Origin of the sequence: Pseudomonas sp. 3HC3 (assembly GCF_044904505.1) — a bacterium.
In the GTDB taxonomy this organism is placed as follows: Bacteria; Pseudomonadota; Gammaproteobacteria; order Pseudomonadales; family Pseudomonadaceae; genus Aquipseudomonas; species Aquipseudomonas putida_Y.
This window is the reverse complement of record NZ_JADDRH010000005.1, coordinates 43,362-59,192: the sequence shown is the minus strand read 5'-3', so window position 1 is coordinate 59,192 and position 15,831 is coordinate 43,362. Positions and strand designations below refer to the sequence as shown.

Here is a 15,831-nt window from a genome sequence, read left to right as displayed (position 1 = left end):
CTGCTTCAAGGCCCCGGGCCGGCACCTGCCGTGCCCGGAAGCGCCTGACCCAGATTGTTCAAAGCGGCTTGCCGACTGACCCCGGATTTGAGTGACCACCATGCCAAAACGTACAGACATCAAAAGCATCCTGATTCTCGGCGCTGGCCCGATCGTGATCGGCCAGGCCTGCGAATTCGACTACTCCGGCGCCCAGGCCTGTAAAGCCCTGCGCGAGGAAGGTTTCCGCGTCATCCTGGTGAACTCCAACCCAGCCACCATCATGACCGACCCGGCCATGGCCGACGCCACCTACATCGAGCCGATCAAGTGGCAGTCGGTGGCCAAGATCATCGAAAAAGAGCGCCCGGACGCCGTTTTGCCGACCATGGGTGGCCAGACTGCGCTGAACTGCGCCCTGGACCTGGAGCGCCATGGCGTTCTGGAGAAGTTCGGCGTAGAGATGATCGGTGCCAACGCCGACACCATCGACAAGGCTGAAGACCGTTCGCGCTTCGACAAGGCCATGAAGGACATCGGCCTGGAGTGCCCGCGCTCCGGTATCGCCCACAGCATGGAAGAGGCCAATGCGGTCCTCGAGAAGCTTGGCTTCCCGTGCATCATTCGCCCGTCGTTCACCATGGGCGGCACTGGCGGCGGTATCGCGTACAACCGTGAAGAGTTCGAAGAAATCTGCACCCGTGGTCTGGACCTGTCGCCGACCAAAGAGCTGCTGATCGACGAATCGCTGATCGGCTGGAAAGAGTACGAGATGGAAGTGGTCCGCGACAAAAAGGACAACTGCATCATCGTCTGCTCGATCGAGAACTTCGACCCGATGGGTGTGCACACCGGTGACTCGATCACTGTTGCCCCGGCACAGACCCTGACCGACAAGGAATACCAGATCATGCGCAACGCCTCGCTGGCGGTGCTGCGTGAGATCGGTGTGGAAACCGGCGGTTCCAACGTCCAGTTCGGCATTTGCCCGAACACCGGCCGCATGGTCGTCATCGAGATGAACCCGCGCGTATCGCGTTCGTCCGCCCTGGCTTCCAAGGCCACCGGCTTCCCGATCGCCAAGATCGCCGCCAAGCTGGCCATTGGTTATACCCTCGACGAGCTGCAGAACGACATCACTGGCGGTCGCACCCCGGCGTCCTTCGAGCCGTCGATCGACTATGTCGTCACCAAGCTGCCACGCTTCGCCTTCGAGAAATTCCCGAAAGCTGACGCCCGCCTGACCACCCAGATGAAATCCGTGGGTGAAGTCATGGCCATCGGCCGTACTTTCCAGGAATCCCTGCAGAAAGCCCTGCGCGGCCTGGAAGTCGGCGCCTGCGGCCTCGACCCGAAAGTCGACCTGGCCAGCCCGGAAGCCGCCAGCATCCTCAAGCGCGAACTGACCGTGCCGGGTGCCGAGCGTATCTGGTACGTGGCTGACGCCATGCGTTCGGGCATGACCTGCGAAGAAATCTTCAATCTGACCGGCATCGACATGTGGTTCCTGGTGCAGATGGAAGACCTGATCAAGGAAGAAGAGAAGGTCAAGACCCTGGCTTTGTCGTCGATCGACAAGGACTACATGCTGCGCCTCAAGCGCAAGGGCTTCTCGGACCAGCGTCTGGCAGTACTGCTGGGTATCACCGACAAGAACCTGCGCCGCCATCGCCACAAGCTGGAAGTGTTCCCGGTGTACAAGCGCGTCGACACCTGCGCCGCCGAGTTCGCCACCGACACCGCCTACCTGTACTCCACCTACGAGGAAGAGTGCGAGGCCAACCCGTCGACCCGCGACAAGATCATGATCCTGGGTGGTGGCCCTAACCGTATCGGCCAGGGTATCGAGTTCGACTACTGCTGCGTACACGCAGCCCTGGCGCTGCGTGAAGACGGTTACGAGACCATCATGGTCAACTGCAACCCGGAAACCGTCTCCACCGACTACGACACTTCCGATCGCCTGTACTTCGAGCCGCTGACCCTGGAAGACGTGCTGGAAGTCTGCCGCGTCGAGAAGCCGAAGGGCGTGATCGTTCACTACGGCGGCCAGACCCCGCTGAAGCTGGCCCGCGCTCTGGAAGAAGCTGGCGTGCCGATCATCGGTACCAGCCCTGACGCCATCGACCGCGCCGAAGACCGTGAGCGCTTCCAGCAGATGGTTCAGCGCCTGAGCCTGCTGCAGCCGCCAAACGCTACCGTGCGCAGCGAAGAAGAAGCAATCCGTGCTGCGGGCAGCATCGGCTATCCGCTGGTCGTGCGTCCGTCCTACGTACTGGGCGGCCGTGCCATGGAGATCGTCTACGAACTGGACGAGCTCAAGCGCTACCTGCGTGAAGCAGTACAAGTGTCGAACGATAGCCCGGTACTGCTCGACCACTTCCTCAACTGCGCCATCGAGATGGACGTGGATGCGGTGTGCGACGGCACCGACGTGGTCATCGGCGCAATCATGCAGCACATCGAACAGGCCGGTGTTCACTCCGGTGACTCGGCGTGCTCGCTGCCACCTTACTCGCTGAGCAAGGAAGTGCAGGACGAAGTCCGCGTTCAGGTCAAGAAAATGGCCCTGGAGCTGGGCGTGGTCGGCCTGATGAACGTGCAGTTGGCCCTGCAGGGCGACAAGATCTACGTGATCGAAGTCAACCCGCGTGCCTCGCGTACCGTACCGTTCGTGTCCAAGTGCATCGGCACGTCCCTGGCGATGATCGCAGCCCGTGTCATGGCGGGTAAAACCCTGAAAGAGCTGGGCTTCACCCAGGAGATCATCCCGAACTTCTACAGCGTCAAGGAAGCCGTCTTCCCGTTCGCCAAGTTCCCAGGGGTTGACCCGATCCTCGGCCCTGAGATGAAATCGACCGGTGAAGTGATGGGTGTCGGTGACAGCTTCGGTGAAGCCTTCGCCAAGGCCCAGATGGGTGCAAGCGAAGTGCTGCCGACCGGTGGTACTGCGTTCATCAGCGTGCGTGACGACGACAAGCCGCAAGTGGCTGGCGTTGCCCGCGACCTGATCGCCCTGGGCTTCGAAGTGGTTGCCACTGCCGGCACTGCCAAGGTTATCGAGGCGGCCGGCTTGAAAGTGCGCCGTGTGAACAAAGTGACCGAAGGTCGCCCACACGTGGTCGACATGATCAAGAACGACGAAGTGTCGCTGATCATCAACACCACCGAAGGGCGCCAGTCGATCGCCGATTCCTATTCGATTCGTCGCAATGCGCTGCAGCACAAGATTTACTGCACCACTACCATTGCGGCTGGTGAAGCCATCTGCGAAGCGCTGAAATTCGGTCCGGAAAAGACCGTTCGTCGCTTGCAAGATCTGCATGCAGGACTGAAAGCATGAGCATTACCAAATACCCGATGACCGTCCAGGGCGCTCGCGCCCTGGAAGAGGAACACCTGTTTCTGAGCAAGACCGAGCGCCCGCGCCTGAGTCAGGCCATTGGTGAGGCACGTGAGCTGGGTGACCTCAAGGAAAACGCTGAATATCATGCAGCCCGTGAGGAGCAGGGCATGGTCGAAGCGCGTATCCGTGATATCGAAGGCCGTCTGCAGAACTCGGTGGTCATCGATGTGACCACTATCCCTCACACCGGCAAGGTGATTTTCGGTACCACCGTGGTACTGGCCAACACCGAAACCGATGAAGAGGTGTCCTACCAGATCGTTGGCGAGGATGAAGCCGACGTGAAGCAGGGCAAGCTGTCGAGCGGCGCACCTATCGCCCGTGCCATCATCGGCAAGGAAGAAGGTGATACTGTCGTCGTCAAGACGCCTAGCGGCACGGTCGAGTACGAGATTGTCGAAGTCAAGCACATCTGACCGGCGCCTTCGGGCGCCATCCCTTGAGGGGATCCTCTGGCAGCTGGCCCAGGTTTTCTGGGTCGGTGGCCTGTGGGTGTTCCATGTGGGGCTGGTGCCTGCGCTCAAGGTCAGTGGCCTGGCGCCGCTGCTGGTGCAGGATGTTGCCGGGCAGATCGACCGCTGGTTGATCGGCGTGGCGATGCTTGGCTTGTTGACTCAGCTGGCGGTGCTGGCGAGGGTGGACGGCCTGGCGGCCTGGTGGCGGCAGTTCCGCGGCCAGATGCTGTTGCTCGGCTTCGGTGCCTGCGTGGGGTATTACACCTTGCGCTACGGTATTTCCGTGGGTGAGCGCTGGCAGATGTTCTGCTTCCTGGTGCTGGGCTTTTCCGGCATCGTGCTGGTGGCCCAGCCGGTACCGGTCAGGGCGCGTTCACCGCGCCACTGATCGGAGCTACCGTTACTTGTAACGGTGGATGTTGGACAGCTGCTTGTTCGGCTGTGGGTTCTTGCGGTAGATCAGGGCTTTCTTGCCGATGGTCTGCACCAGCTCGGCACGGCCGGCCTTGCACAGCTCGGCGATGGTTTCGGCGCGTTCCTCGCGGTCTTCCGAGCGAATCTCGACCTTGATCAGCTCATGGTCGACCAGCGCGCGCTCCAGTTCGGCGATGACGCCTTCATTCAAACCGTTGCCAGCAACGATCAGGACCGGCTTCAGGTCATGACCAATGGACTTGTATTGCTTCTTCTGCTCGTTATTGAGCGGCATAATCTGACCCTTTCCGTCTGATTCTGTAAAATTGACCGGCATTTTACCCGAGGGCCACCGGCTCCGCCCAGTCAATCACGACGCATATCATCGAGGTGCCCCGTGGTACAACGTTCCAAAAGCAGCGCAAACTGGCTGCGAGAGCATTTCAACGACCCTTTTGTGAAGCAGGCGCAGAAGGATGGGTATCGCTCGCGTGCGAGCTACAAGCTGCTGGAGATCCAGGAGAAGGACCGCATTATCCGCCCAGGCATGAGCGTGATCGATCTCGGCGCGGCCCCTGGTGGCTGGTCCCAGGTGACCAGTCGTCTGATTGGTGGCCAAGGTCGCCTGATCGCTTCGGACATTCTGGAAATGGACGCGATCGCCGACGTGACCTTCATTCAGGGGGACTTCACCCAGGACGAAGTGCTGCAGCGCATTCTCGAAGCGGTCGGCGATTCGCATGTAGACCTTGTGATTTCCGATATGGCCCCCAATATGAGTGGTACGCCCGCGGTAGACATTCCGCGTGCCATGTTCCTCTGCGAGTTGGCCCTCGATCTGGCGACCCGTGTACTCAAGCCCGGGGGCGACTTCCTGATCAAGATTTTCCAGGGCGAAGGTTTTGACGTGTACCTGAAGGACGTGCGCAGCAAGTTCGACAAGGTGCAAATGCGCAAGCCATCGTCGTCGCGGGACCGTTCCCGGGAGCAATACCTGTTGGGCAGGGGCTTCAAAGGGTAATGAAAGGTGTGAAGCGGGGTGGCCGATAGTTAATTCCAATCGGCCGCTGCGTCAGGATCGTCCGAACTTCGTGTAGTCTAGCTTTCACAAAGGGTTACAGACGGTGCCTGCGGCTGCGTAGGTAATGTAGTAAGTTAGGGCGATGAATATCATGCGAGGCACGGCTGCGTCGTGCGCCGGCCTCAGAGGGTAGCTAATTGAACGACATGGCAAAGAATCTGATCCTGTGGTTGATCATCGCAGCTGTCCTGGTGACAGTGATGAACAACTTCTCCAGCCCTAACGAGCCGCAGACCCTCAACTACTCCGACTTCATCCAGCAGGTCAAGGATGGCAAGGTCGAGCGTGTGACCGTCGATGGCTACATCATTACTGGCAAGCGCAGCGATGGCGACAACTTCAAGACTGTGCGCCCGGCCATCACCGACAATGGCCTGATTGGCGATCTGGTCGACAACCACGTGGTCGTCGAAGGCAAGCAGCCTGAGCAACAGAGCATCTGGACACAATTGCTGGTGGCGAGCTTCCCGATCCTGGTGATCATTGCCGTGTTCATGTTCTTCATGCGCCAGATGCAAGGTGGTGCGGGCGGCAAGGGCGGGCCGATGAGCTTCGGCAAGAGCAAGGCGCGCCTGCTGTCCGAAGACCAGGTCAAGACCACGCTGGCTGACGTTGCCGGCTGCGACGAGGCCAAGGAAGAGGTTGGCGAGCTGGTCGAGTTCCTGCGCGATCCGGGCAAATTCCAGCGCCTGGGTGGCCGTATCCCGCGCGGTGTGCTGATGGTTGGCCCACCCGGTACCGGTAAGACCCTGTTGGCCAAGGCCATCGCGGGCGAAGCGAAAGTGCCGTTCTTCACCATTTCCGGTTCGGACTTCGTGGAAATGTTCGTGGGTGTCGGTGCCAGCCGTGTGCGCGACATGTTCGAGCAGGCCAAGAAGCATGCCCCGTGCATCATCTTCATCGACGAAATCGACGCCGTTGGTCGCCATCGTGGTGCCGGCATGGGCGGCGGTCACGACGAGCGTGAACAAACCCTCAACCAGTTGCTGGTGGAGATGGACGGCTTCGAGATGAACGATGGCATCATCGTCATCGCCGCTACCAACCGTCCGGATGTGCTCGACCCGGCGCTGCTGCGCCCGGGCCGCTTCGACCGTCAGGTGGTGGTTGGCCTGCCGGATATTCGTGGTCGCGAGCAGATCCTCAAGGTGCACATGCGCAAGGTGCCGATCGGCGATAACGTCAACCCGGCGGTCATTGCGCGTGGTACCCCAGGCTTCTCCGGCGCCGACCTGGCCAATCTGGTCAACGAGGCTTCGCTGTTTGCCGCGCGTTCCAACAAGCGCCTGGTCGAAATGAAAGAGTTCGAGCTGGCCAAGGACAAGATCATGATGGGCGCCGAGCGCAAGACCATGGTCATGTCCGAAAAAGAAAAGAGAAACACCGCCTATCACGAGGCCGGCCACGCCATTGTTGGTCGCCTGGTGCCTGAGCACGACCCGGTCTACAAGGTTTCGATCATCCCGCGTGGTCGTGCCTTGGGTGTGACCATGTTCCTGCCGGAAGAAGATCGCTACAGCCTGTCCAAGCGTGCGCTGATCAGCCAGATCTGCTCGCTGTATGGCGGCCGTATCGCCGAGGAGATGACCTTGGGCTTCGATGGTGTGACCACCGGCGCGTCCAACGACATCATGCGTGCCAGCCAGCTCGCTCGTAACATGGTGACCAAATGGGGCTTGTCCGAGAAGCTCGGCCCGCTGATGTATGCAGAGGAAGAGGGCGAAGTGTTCCTCGGCCGTAGTGCCGGCAGCCAGCATGCCAGTGTGTCCGGCGAGACTGCCAAACTGATCGACTCCGAGGTGCGCAGCATCATCGATCAGTGCTATGCCACTGCCAAGCAGTTGCTGATCGACAACCGCGACAAGCTCGAGGCGATGACTGAAGCGCTGATGAAGTACGAGACCATCGATGCCGATCAGATTGACGACATCATGGCTGGGCGCACACCACGTGAACCGCGTGATTGGGACGACGATAAACACTCGGGCACGCCTGCGGCCCAGGATGATCGTCCGGAATCGCCAATCGGCGGCCCAGCGGCAGAACACTAAGGGCATCTATGAGCTCAGTGCAGTACCCGACCCGGTTGCCTTGCGGCAACCGGGTTCTTGATTTGTCACATACCCATGTCATGGGTATTCTCAATATTACCCCCGATTCCTTCTCCGATGGCGGTCGCTTCAGCCAGCGCGACGAGGCCCTGCGCCATGCCGAGGCCATGGTTGCCGCTGGTGCAACGCTGATCGACATCGGTGGCGAGTCCACGCGCCCGGGTGCGCGTGCAGTGTCGGTCACCGAGGAGCTGGAGCGTGTGGCGCCAATGGTCGAGGCCATCAACAGTCGCCTCGATGTGGTCATTTCGGTCGATACCTCCACGCCTGCCGTCATGCGCGAAGCTGCACGCCTTGGTGCCGGGCTGATCAATGACGTGCGGGCCCTGGAGCGCGATGGCGCGCTGGACGCTGCGGCGGATACCGGTCTGCCGGTGTGCCTCATGCACATGCGTGGCGAGCCAGGCAACATGCAGGACGATCCGCAGTACCAGGACGTGACCGCCGACGTCACCCGTTATCTTGAACAGCGGATGGCCGCCTGCGCAGCAGCGGGCATCGACGCTGATAGAATCATCCTTGACCCGGGCTTCGGTTTCGCCAAGACACTGGCGCACAATCTGAGCCTGTTCAAGCACATGGAAGCGCTCTATCGCCTTGGGCGCCCACTGCTGGTGGGCGTTTCACGAAAGAGCATGATCGGCCTGACGCTGGAACGTCCGGTCGGCGAGCGCTTGTACGGCAGCCTTGCGCTGGCGGCGTTGGCCATGACCAAGGGGGCGAGCATCCTTCGTGTACATGACGTGGCTGAAACCGTTGATGTGGTGCGCATGATCGCTGCAGTGCAAAACGCCGAATAAGAACATTGGAGTCCCTATGAGCAGAAAATACTTTGGTACCGACGGCATTCGTGGCCGCGTCGGCGAATACCCGATCACGCCAGACTTCATGCTGAAACTCGGCTGGGCGGCTGGCATGGCCTTCCGCAAGCAAGGCCATTGCCGCGTGCTGGTGGGCAAGGACACGCGTATCTCCGGGTACATGTTCGAGTCCGCACTTGAAGCCGGCCTGTCCGCAGCCGGTGCCGACGTGATGCTGCTCGGGCCGATGCCGACCCCAGCCATTGCTTACCTCACGCGTACCTTCCACGCCGAAGCCGGCATCGTCATCAGTGCCTCGCACAACCCGCACGACGACAACGGCATCAAGTTCTTCTCGGGCCAGGGCACCAAGCTGCCGGACGAGGTCGAGCTGATGATCGAAGAGCTGCTCGACCAACCGATGACCGTTGTCGAGTCGGGTAAGCTGGGCAAGGTTTCGCGTATCAACGATGCCGCCGGCCGCTACATCGAATTCTGCAAAAGCAGCGTGCCGAGCAGCACCAGCTTCGAGGGCCTCAAGCTGGTGGTCGACTGCGCCCATGGTGCTACCTACAAGGTTGCGCCCAGCGTATTCCGTGAACTGGGTGCCGACGTGACCGTGCTGCATGCACAACCGGATGGCCTGAACATCAACGAAGGTTGCGGCTCGACACACATCGAATCGCTGCAGGCCGCTGTACTGGTCGGGCATGCCGATCTCGGCATTGCCTTTGACGGTGACGGCGATCGCGTGCTGATGGTCGACCACACGGGTGCCATCGTCGACGGTGACGAACTGCTGTTCATCATTGCGCGCGACCTGCAGGAGCATGGCAAGCTGCAAGGCGGGGTGGTCGGCACGCTGATGAGTAACCTGGGCCTGGAACTGGCGCTCAAGGACCTGGACATCCCGTTCGTGCGGGCCAAGGTCGGCGACCGTTACGTCATGGCCGAGTTGTTGGAGCGTCAATGGCTGGTCGGCGGTGAAAACTCCGGTCACGTCGTGTGCTGCAACCACACCACTACCGGCGACGCGATCATTGCTGCGCTGCAGGTGCTGATGGCGCTCAAGCGCCGTGGCGAAACCCTGGCCCAGGCCCGTCAGGCCCTGCGCAAGTGTCCGCAGGTGCTGATCAATGTGCGCTTTGGCGCCAGCAAGGTCGATCCGCTGGAGCACCCCGCCGTCAAGGAAGCCAGTGCCAAGGTTACCGAAGCGCTGGCGGGGCGTGGTCGTGTGCTGTTGCGCAAGTCCGGTACCGAGCCGTTGGTGCGGGTCATGGTTGAGGGCGAAGACGAAACCCAGGTGCGGGCCCATGCTGAAGCGCTGGCCAAACTGGTCGGCGAAGTTTGTGTCTGAAGGCGCTTGCCAGCGCAGATCTGGTTGGGTAAGATCTGCGCCCACTTTGACCGACGAGGTAAAGCATGCGTCGCCCTATGGTAGCTGGTAACTGGAAAATGCACGGTACCCGCGCTAGCGTCGCTGAGCTGACCGAAGGCTTGAGTAATCTCGCCTTGCCGAGCGGAGTGGAAGTCGCCGTATTTCCACCGGCCTTGTTCATCAATCAAGTGATTGATGGCCTGGCAGGTAAAGAAATTACTGTCGGCGCACAGAATTCTGCTGTACAACCCGAACAGGGTGCGCTGACCGGGGAAGTTGCTCCCGAGCAGCTGGTTGAAGCAGGTTGCAAGTTGGTGTTGATTGGCCATTCGGAGCGTCGCCAGATCATTGGTGAAACCGACGAAGTGCTCAATCGCAAGTTTGCAGCGGCCCAAGCCAAAGGCTTGAAGCCAGTGCTTTGCATAGGGGAAACCCTTGAAGAGCGCGAGGCTGGCAAAACGCTCGAAGTTGTCGGGCGTCAACTAAGCAGTATCATCGAAGCATTCGGTGTTAAGGCTTTTGCCGATGCAGTAATTGCCTATGAGCCTGTATGGGCCATCGGTACAGGCCTTACGGCCACGCCACAGCAGGCCCAGGATGTGCACGCAGCCATCCGCGGCCAGTTGGCGGCAGAAGATGCTGAAGTGGCTGCGAAGGTGCAGTTGCTATACGGCGGCAGCGTGAAGGCGGCCAATGCGGCCGAACTGTTCGGCATGCCGGATATCGATGGGGGTCTCATTGGTGGGGCTTCCCTGAACGCAGACGAATTCGGTGCAATTTGTCGCGCCGCAGGAAACTGAACAAATGCTGGAAACAGTCATCGTTGTTTTTCATCTGTTGGCAGCGCTGTCGCTTGTAGTGCTGGTTCTGTTGCAACAGGGTAAAGGTGCTGAAGCAGGTGCATCTTTCGGCGCGGGTGCCTCAAACACCGTGTTCGGGAGCCAAGGCTCTGCAACGTTCCTAAGTAAATTAACTGCTATACTCGCTGCCACTTTCTTTTTGACAGCACTTGGGTTAGGATACTTCGCGAAGCAACAAGCTCACCAGCTTAGCCAAGCAGGTCTTCCAGATCCAGCAGTGCTAGAAGTGAAAGAGCCGCAGAAACCGGCAGTTAATGATGATGTACCGGTGCTCCAGCAGCAGAAGAGCGAAACCACCAATAATACGGGTGATGTACCTCCTCCGGCTCAAGAGCAGAAGTAACGGGTTTCAAGTAGTAGTATTGCCGAGGTGGTGGAATTGGTAGACACGCAACCTTGAGGTGGTTGTGCCCATAGGGTGTAGGGGTTCGAGTCCCCTTCTCGGTACCAATTAAAGCTTGAGAGCCCGCTTTAGCGGGCTTTCTTGTAGGTGAATGTTTGGATTTGACCCTCAACAGGGTTCGGTCTTATACTTTTGCCCCAGCTTTGTCGCGGGGTGGAGCAGCTTGGTAGCTCGTCGGGCTCATAACCCGAAGGTCGTTGGTTCAAATCCAGCCCCCGCAACCAGCTTCAGCGGAGCCCCTTTTCAGGGGCTTTTTGCTAACCGAACAGTTTCGGCGTCGTTGTCCTACGGCGCTTTCAGGGATGGGCGCTTCGCCCATTTTTTATTTGCACAGCATGCACGAGGGGGTTCAGGTGTCGAGCAAGCTAGAACAGTTGCAGGCCTTGTTGGCCCCGGTTGTCGAGGGTCTGGGCTATCAGTGCTGGGGGATCGAATACGTTTCCCAGGGTAAGCATTCGGTACTGCGCATCTACATCGACAAGGAAGGCGGTATTCTGGTGGACGACTGCGAAGCGGTCAGCCGTCAGGCCAGCGCAATCCTCGATGTGGAAGATCCAATCAGCAGTGAGTACACCCTCGAGGTGTCTTCTCCAGGCATGGATCGCCCACTGTTCACGCTGGAACAGTTTGCCTCGCATGCCGGCGAACAAGTGAAGATCAAGCTGCGCTCACCCTTCGAGGGTCGTCGTAACTTCCAGGGCCTTCTCCGCGGTGTGGAGGAGCAGGATGTGGTGGTCCAGGTGGACAATCAGGAGTTCCTGTTACCGATCGACTCGATCGACAAGGCCAATATTATTCCCAGTTTTGACTGAGACGTGCCGGGCCCGGCGGACTATCCGGGCCCAATGGCTTGCGCAAGGCGAGGCGTACGATGAGCAAAGAAGTACTGCTGGTTGTTGAATCGGTATCCAACGAAAAAGGTGTACCGCCCGGCGTCATTTTCGAAGCGCTGGAAGTGGCCCTGGCCACTGCAACCAAAAAACGTTTTGAAGACGAAGTCGACCTTCGTGTGGAAATCAACCGCCACACGGGTAGCTACGAGACTTTCCGTCGCTGGACCGTGGTCGACGAAGCCGATCTTGATGATCCGGCGATCGAGACCTGGCTGGACAAGATCAAGGACACCCACCCTGAAGCCAAGGTCGGTGACGTGATCGAAGAGAAGATCGAGTCCATCGAGTTCGGTCGTATTGCCGCCCAGACCGCCAAGCAGGTCATCGTGCAGAAGGTCCGTGAGGCCGAGCGTGCCCAGGTGGTCGATGCCTACCGTGAGCGCGTTGGCGAGATCATCTCCGGTACCGTAAAAAAGGTTACCCGCGACAACGTCATCGTTGACCTGGGCAACAACGCAGAGGCCTTGCTGGCCCGCGAAGACATCATTCCGCGCGAAACCTTCCGTGTTGGCGTGCGCCTGCGTGCGCTGCTCAAGGAAATTCGCACTGAAAACCGTGGCCCACAGCTGATCCTGTCGCGCACCGCGCCGCAGATGCTGATCGAGCTTTTCCGCATTGAAGTGCCGGAAATTGCCGAGGGCCTCATTGAAGTCATGGCTGCTTCCCGTGATCCGGGTTCGCGAGCCAAGATTGCCGTCCGCTCCAAGGACAAGCGTATCGATCCGCAAGGTGCCTGCATCGGCATGCGTGGTTCGCGCGTCCAGGCCGTATCCGGGGAGCTGGGTGGTGAGCGTGTGGATATCGTCCTTTGGGACGATAACCCGGCGCAGTTCGTCATCAACGCCATGTCGCCGGCTGAAGTCGCGGCGATCATCGTTGATGAAGATGCCCATGCCATGGACATCGCCGTCGCCGAGGACAACCTGGCCCAGGCCATTGGCCGTGGCGGTCAGAACGTTCGCCTGGCCAGTCAGTTGACCGGCTGGACCCTGAACGTGATGACCGAAAAGGACATCCAGGCCAAGCAACAGGCCGAAACCGGTGACATCCTGCGCAATTTCATCGAGGAACTGGAAGTCGACGAGGAGCTGGCCCAAGTGCTGGTCGACGAAGGCTTCACCAGCCTTGAAGAAATTGCCTACGTACCGTTGGAAGAAATGCTCAACATCGATGGCTTTGACGAAGATATCGTCAATGAGCTCCGCGCTCGAGCCAAGGACCGTTTGTTGACCAAGGCCATCGCTACCGAAGAAAAACTGGCAGACGCCCACCCGGCCGAAGACCTGCTCTCCCTTGAGGGCATGGACAAAGACCTGGCGGCTGAACTGGCGGTGCGCGGCGTGGTTAACCGCGAAGACCTGGCCGAGCAGTCGATCGACGATCTGCTCGACATCGACGGCATCGACGAAGAGCGTGCCGGCAAGTTGATCATGGCCGCCCGAGCCCACTGGTTCGAGTAATTAGGCGCGGCCTGAGGAGAGAAGTGCATGACGCAAGTCACGGTGAAAGAACTGGCCCAAGAGGTCGAGGCACCGGTAGAGCGCCTGCTGCAGCAGATGCGTGAGGCAGGTCTGCCGCACACCGACGCCGGTCAGGTAGTGACCGACAATGAGAAGCAGACCCTGCTGACTCATTTGAAAAGCAGCCACAAGAGCAAGGCGGAAGAGCCGCGCAAGATTACCTTGCAGCGCAAAACCACCAGCACCCTGCGTGTCGCCGGTAGCAAAAGCATCAGCGTAGAAGTACGCAAGAAGAAAGTTTTCGTTCAGCGCAGCCCTGAAGAAATCCAGGCTGAGCAGAAGCGTGAGCAAGATGAGCGCCGCGCGGCTGAAAATGCCGCTCGCGACAAGGTCGAGGCCGAAGTTCGCCAGCGCAACGAAGAGCAGGCTCGCCGTCAGGCGGCCGGCTCCGCAGCCGCCGCCCCTGCGCCTGCCGCCAAGCCAGAGCCGGCTCCTGCCGCTGCTCCGGCCCCGGTAGTCGCAGACGCCCCGGCTTCTGAAGACGCCGCAGCCCGTGCTGCCGAGCGCAAGAAAGACGAGACCCGTCGCAACGAAAGCCGTACCCGTGATGACGACCGTCGTCGTGGCGAGGCGCCTCGCGTGTCGATCAAGGTCAAGGTCAAGGAGAAGGAAAAAGCGCCGACTCCGCGTGCCGCTCCTCGCACTACCGACGAAGAGAGCGATGGCGCTCGTCGTGGTCGTGGTGGCAAGAGCAAGCTGAAAAAGCGTAACCAGCATGGCTTCCAGAACCCGACCGGCCCTGTCATCCGTGACGTGACCATCGGCGAGACCATCACGGTCTCCGAGCTGGCCAACCAGATGTCCGTCAAAGGCGCTGAAGTGGTCAAGTTCATGTTCAAGATGGGCACCCCGGTCACCATCAACCAGGTGCTCGACCAGGAAACCGCTCAGCTGATCGCCGAAGAGCTGGGCCACAAGGTCACGCTGGTCAGCGACACCGCCCTGGAAGACTCCCTGGCCGAATCGCTGAAGTTCGAAGGCCAGACCGAGTCGCGTGCGCCGGTGGTTACCGTCATGGGTCACGTTGACCATGGTAAGACCTCGCTGCTCGACTACATCCGTCGTGCCAAGGTTGCCGCTGGCGAAGCCGGTGGTATTACCCAGCACATTGGTGCCTACCACGTGGAAACCGACCGCGGCATGGTCACCTTCCTCGATACCCCAGGTCACGCTGCATTTACCCAGATGCGTGCCCGTGGTGCCAAGGCGACCGACATCGTCATCCTGGTGGTGGCGGCAGACGACGGTGTGATGCCACAAACCCGCGAAGCCGTTCAGCATGCCAAGGCAGCCGGTGTTCCGCTGGTCGTTGCGGTGAACAAGATCGACAAGCCAGGTGCTGACCTCGATCGCATCCGTAACGAGCTGTCCGTCGAAGGCGTTACCTCCGAGGACTGGGGTGGTGACACGCCGTTCGTCAAGGTCTCGGCGAAGATGGGTACCGGTGTCGACGAGCTGCTCGAAGCCGTGCTGCTGCAGGCCGAGATCCTCGAACTGACCGCTACCCCGACCGCGCCAGGTCGTGGTGTGGTCGTCGAATCGCGCCTGGACAAGGGCCGTGGCCCGGTGGCGACCATCCTGGTTCAGGACGGTACCCTGCGTCAGGGCGACATGGTCCTGTGCGGTTCCAACTATGGCCGCGTACGCGCCATGCTCGACGAGAACGGCAAGCCTGTGAAGGAAGCCGGCCCGTCGATCCCGGTCGAAATCCTCGGCCTGGACGGTACTCCGGAAGCCGGTGACGAGCTGTCCGTGGTTGCCGACGAGAAGAAAGCCCGTGAAGTTGCCCTGTTCCGTCAAGGCAAGTATCGCGAGGTCAAGCTGGCCCGTGCTCACGCCGGCAAGCTGGAAAACATCTTCGAGACCATGGGTCAGGAAGAGAAGAAAACCCTCAACATCGTTCTCAAGACCGATGTGCGTGGTTCTCTGGAAGCGCTGCAGGGTTCGCTCGGCGGCCTGGGCAACGACGAAGTGCAAGTGCGCGTGATTGGTGGTGGCGTCGGTGGTATCACCGAGAGCGATGCCAACCTGGCGCTGGCTTCGAATGCAGTACTGTTCGGCTTCAACGTGCGTGCCGATGCCGGTGCGCGCAAGATCGTCGAGCAGGAAGGTCTGGATATGCGTTACTACAACGTGATCTACGACATCATCGAAGACGTCAAGAAGGCGCTGACCGGCATGCTCGGCAGCGATGTTCGCGAGAACATCCTGGGTGTCGCCGAAGTGCGTGACGTGTTCCGTTCGCCGAAGTTCGGCGCCATCGCTGGCTGTATGGTCATCGAGGGTACCGTGTACCGCAACCGTCCGATTCGCGTACTGCGTGATGACGTTGTGATCTTCGAAGGCGAGCTGGAATCGCTGCGTCGCTTCAAGGACGATGCCTCCGAAGTCCGTTCGGGCATGGAGTGCGGTATTGGCGTCAAGAGCTACAACGACGTCAAGGTCGGCGACAAGATCGAAGTCTTCGAGAAAGTCCAGGTGGCTCGTACCCTTTAAGGGCGAGCGAGCCGCAAGCGCCTGCTACAGGGCGG

Annotated in this window: 13 protein-coding genes and 2 tRNA genes; 14 read left to right on the top strand and 1 reads right to left on the bottom strand. The window is 60.1% G+C overall.

Going from position 1 to position 15,831, the window contains the following annotated elements; all coding sequences use genetic code 11:
- Positions 1-100 precede the first annotated feature (100 nt).
- Genes carB through INQ47_RS10570 form a run of 3 tightly spaced genes read left to right on the top strand, consistent with a single transcriptional unit; the run spans position 101 to position 4,228 of the window.
- A complete protein-coding gene (gene carB, locus INQ47_RS10580; RefSeq protein WP_028697606.1) occupies positions 101-3,322 on the top strand; it encodes a carbamoyl-phosphate synthase large subunit in 3,222 nt (1,073 codons plus the stop codon).
- Complete coding sequence (greA, locus tag INQ47_RS10575; RefSeq protein ID WP_013974292.1) at positions 3,319-3,801, top strand: transcription elongation factor GreA; 483 nt, start codon at positions 3,319-3,321, stop codon at positions 3,799-3,801. The genes carB and greA overlap by 4 nt, the downstream gene beginning before the upstream one ends.
- Positions 3,779-4,228: a hypothetical protein gene (locus INQ47_RS10570; protein ID WP_028697604.1), complete on the top strand. Its 450-nt coding sequence runs from the start codon at positions 3,779-3,781 to the stop codon at positions 4,226-4,228. The genes greA and INQ47_RS10570 overlap by 23 nt, the downstream gene beginning before the upstream one ends.
- A gap of 12 nt (positions 4,229-4,240) precedes the next feature.
- Here INQ47_RS10570 and yhbY read toward each other — a convergent pair whose 3' ends face one another.
- Positions 4,241-4,549 carry a ribosome assembly RNA-binding protein YhbY gene (gene yhbY, locus INQ47_RS10565; protein WP_003249945.1) on the bottom strand — a complete coding sequence of 103 codons (309 nt, stop codon included), beginning with the start codon at positions 4,547-4,549 and terminating at the stop codon, positions 4,241-4,243.
- Between the two features lie 102 nt (positions 4,550-4,651).
- Between yhbY and rlmE the strand changes: the two genes are divergently transcribed.
- The 11 genes from rlmE (at position 4,652) to infB (ending at position 15,796) form a co-directional block, all read left to right on the top strand.
- The gene (gene rlmE, locus INQ47_RS10560; protein ID WP_176685379.1) at positions 4,652-5,275 is read left to right on the top strand and encodes a 23S rRNA (uridine(2552)-2'-O)-methyltransferase RlmE; all 624 of its coding nucleotides are present in this window, start codon (positions 4,652-4,654) and stop codon (positions 5,273-5,275) included.
- Between the two features lie 206 nt (positions 5,276-5,481).
- Entirely contained in the window at positions 5,482-7,386 is a 1,905-nt protein-coding gene (gene ftsH / locus INQ47_RS10555; RefSeq protein WP_252460794.1) for an ATP-dependent zinc metalloprotease FtsH, read from the top strand.
- Positions 7,387-7,394: 8 nt separating this feature from the next.
- Positions 7,395-8,246, top strand: a complete 852-nt coding sequence (folP, locus tag INQ47_RS10550; protein WP_019438969.1) for a dihydropteroate synthase — start codon at positions 7,395-7,397, stop codon at positions 8,244-8,246.
- Between the two features lie 16 nt (positions 8,247-8,262).
- Positions 8,263-9,603 carry a phosphoglucosamine mutase gene (gene glmM / locus INQ47_RS10545; RefSeq protein ID WP_176685378.1) on the top strand — a complete coding sequence of 447 codons (1,341 nt, stop codon included), beginning with the start codon at positions 8,263-8,265 and terminating at the stop codon, positions 9,601-9,603.
- A 65-nt stretch (positions 9,604-9,668) separates the two neighbouring features.
- Complete coding sequence (tpiA, locus tag INQ47_RS10540; protein WP_115294772.1) at positions 9,669-10,424, top strand: triose-phosphate isomerase; 756 nt, start codon at positions 9,669-9,671, stop codon at positions 10,422-10,424.
- Positions 10,425-10,428: 4 nt separating this feature from the next.
- Entirely contained in the window at positions 10,429-10,827 is a 399-nt protein-coding gene (gene secG, locus INQ47_RS10535; RefSeq protein ID WP_020193781.1) for a preprotein translocase subunit SecG, read from the top strand.
- Positions 10,828-10,848: 21 nt separating this feature from the next.
- Positions 10,849-10,934, top strand: a tRNA-Leu gene (locus INQ47_RS10530).
- Positions 10,935-11,034: 100 nt separating this feature from the next.
- A tRNA-Met gene (locus INQ47_RS10525) sits at positions 11,035-11,111 on the top strand.
- 129 nt (positions 11,112-11,240) lie between these two features.
- On the top strand, positions 11,241-11,699 hold the full coding sequence (gene rimP / locus INQ47_RS10520) for a ribosome maturation factor RimP (RefSeq protein ID WP_003249960.1): 459 nt from the start codon (positions 11,241-11,243) through the stop codon (positions 11,697-11,699).
- 59 nt (positions 11,700-11,758) lie between these two features.
- On the top strand, positions 11,759-13,240 hold the full coding sequence (gene nusA, locus INQ47_RS10515; protein WP_003249963.1) for a transcription termination factor NusA: 1,482 nt from the start codon (positions 11,759-11,761) through the stop codon (positions 13,238-13,240).
- Between the two features lie 27 nt (positions 13,241-13,267).
- Positions 13,268-15,796, top strand: coding sequence for a translation initiation factor IF-2 (gene infB, locus INQ47_RS10510; protein ID WP_021784326.1), 2,529 nt, complete (start codon positions 13,268-13,270; stop codon positions 15,794-15,796).
- Positions 15,797-15,831: the final 35 nt, after the last annotated feature.

What these genes read in the sequence shown, in the direction of transcription:
- folP (WP_019438969.1), top strand. Translation starts at nt 7,395, where the DNA reads ATGAGCTCAGTGCAGTACCCGACCCGGTTGCCTTGCGGCAACCGGGTT.
- yhbY (WP_003249945.1), bottom strand. Translation starts at nt 4,549, where the DNA reads ATGCCGCTCAATAACGAGCAGAAGAAGCAATACAAGTCCATTGGTCAT.
- carB (WP_028697606.1), top strand. Translation starts at nt 101, where the DNA reads ATGCCAAAACGTACAGACATCAAAAGCATCCTGATTCTCGGCGCTGGC.
- secG (WP_020193781.1), top strand. Translation starts at nt 10,429, where the DNA reads ATGCTGGAAACAGTCATCGTTGTTTTTCATCTGTTGGCAGCGCTGTCG.
- greA (WP_013974292.1), top strand. Translation starts at nt 3,319, where the DNA reads ATGAGCATTACCAAATACCCGATGACCGTCCAGGGCGCTCGCGCCCTG.
- glmM (WP_176685378.1), top strand. Translation starts at nt 8,263, where the DNA reads ATGAGCAGAAAATACTTTGGTACCGACGGCATTCGTGGCCGCGTCGGC.
- nusA (WP_003249963.1), top strand. Translation starts at nt 11,759, where the DNA reads ATGAGCAAAGAAGTACTGCTGGTTGTTGAATCGGTATCCAACGAAAAA.
- infB (WP_021784326.1), top strand. Translation starts at nt 13,268, where the DNA reads ATGACGCAAGTCACGGTGAAAGAACTGGCCCAAGAGGTCGAGGCACCG.
- tpiA (WP_115294772.1), top strand. Translation starts at nt 9,669, where the DNA reads ATGCGTCGCCCTATGGTAGCTGGTAACTGGAAAATGCACGGTACCCGC.
- ftsH (WP_252460794.1), top strand. Translation starts at nt 5,482, where the DNA reads ATGGCAAAGAATCTGATCCTGTGGTTGATCATCGCAGCTGTCCTGGTG.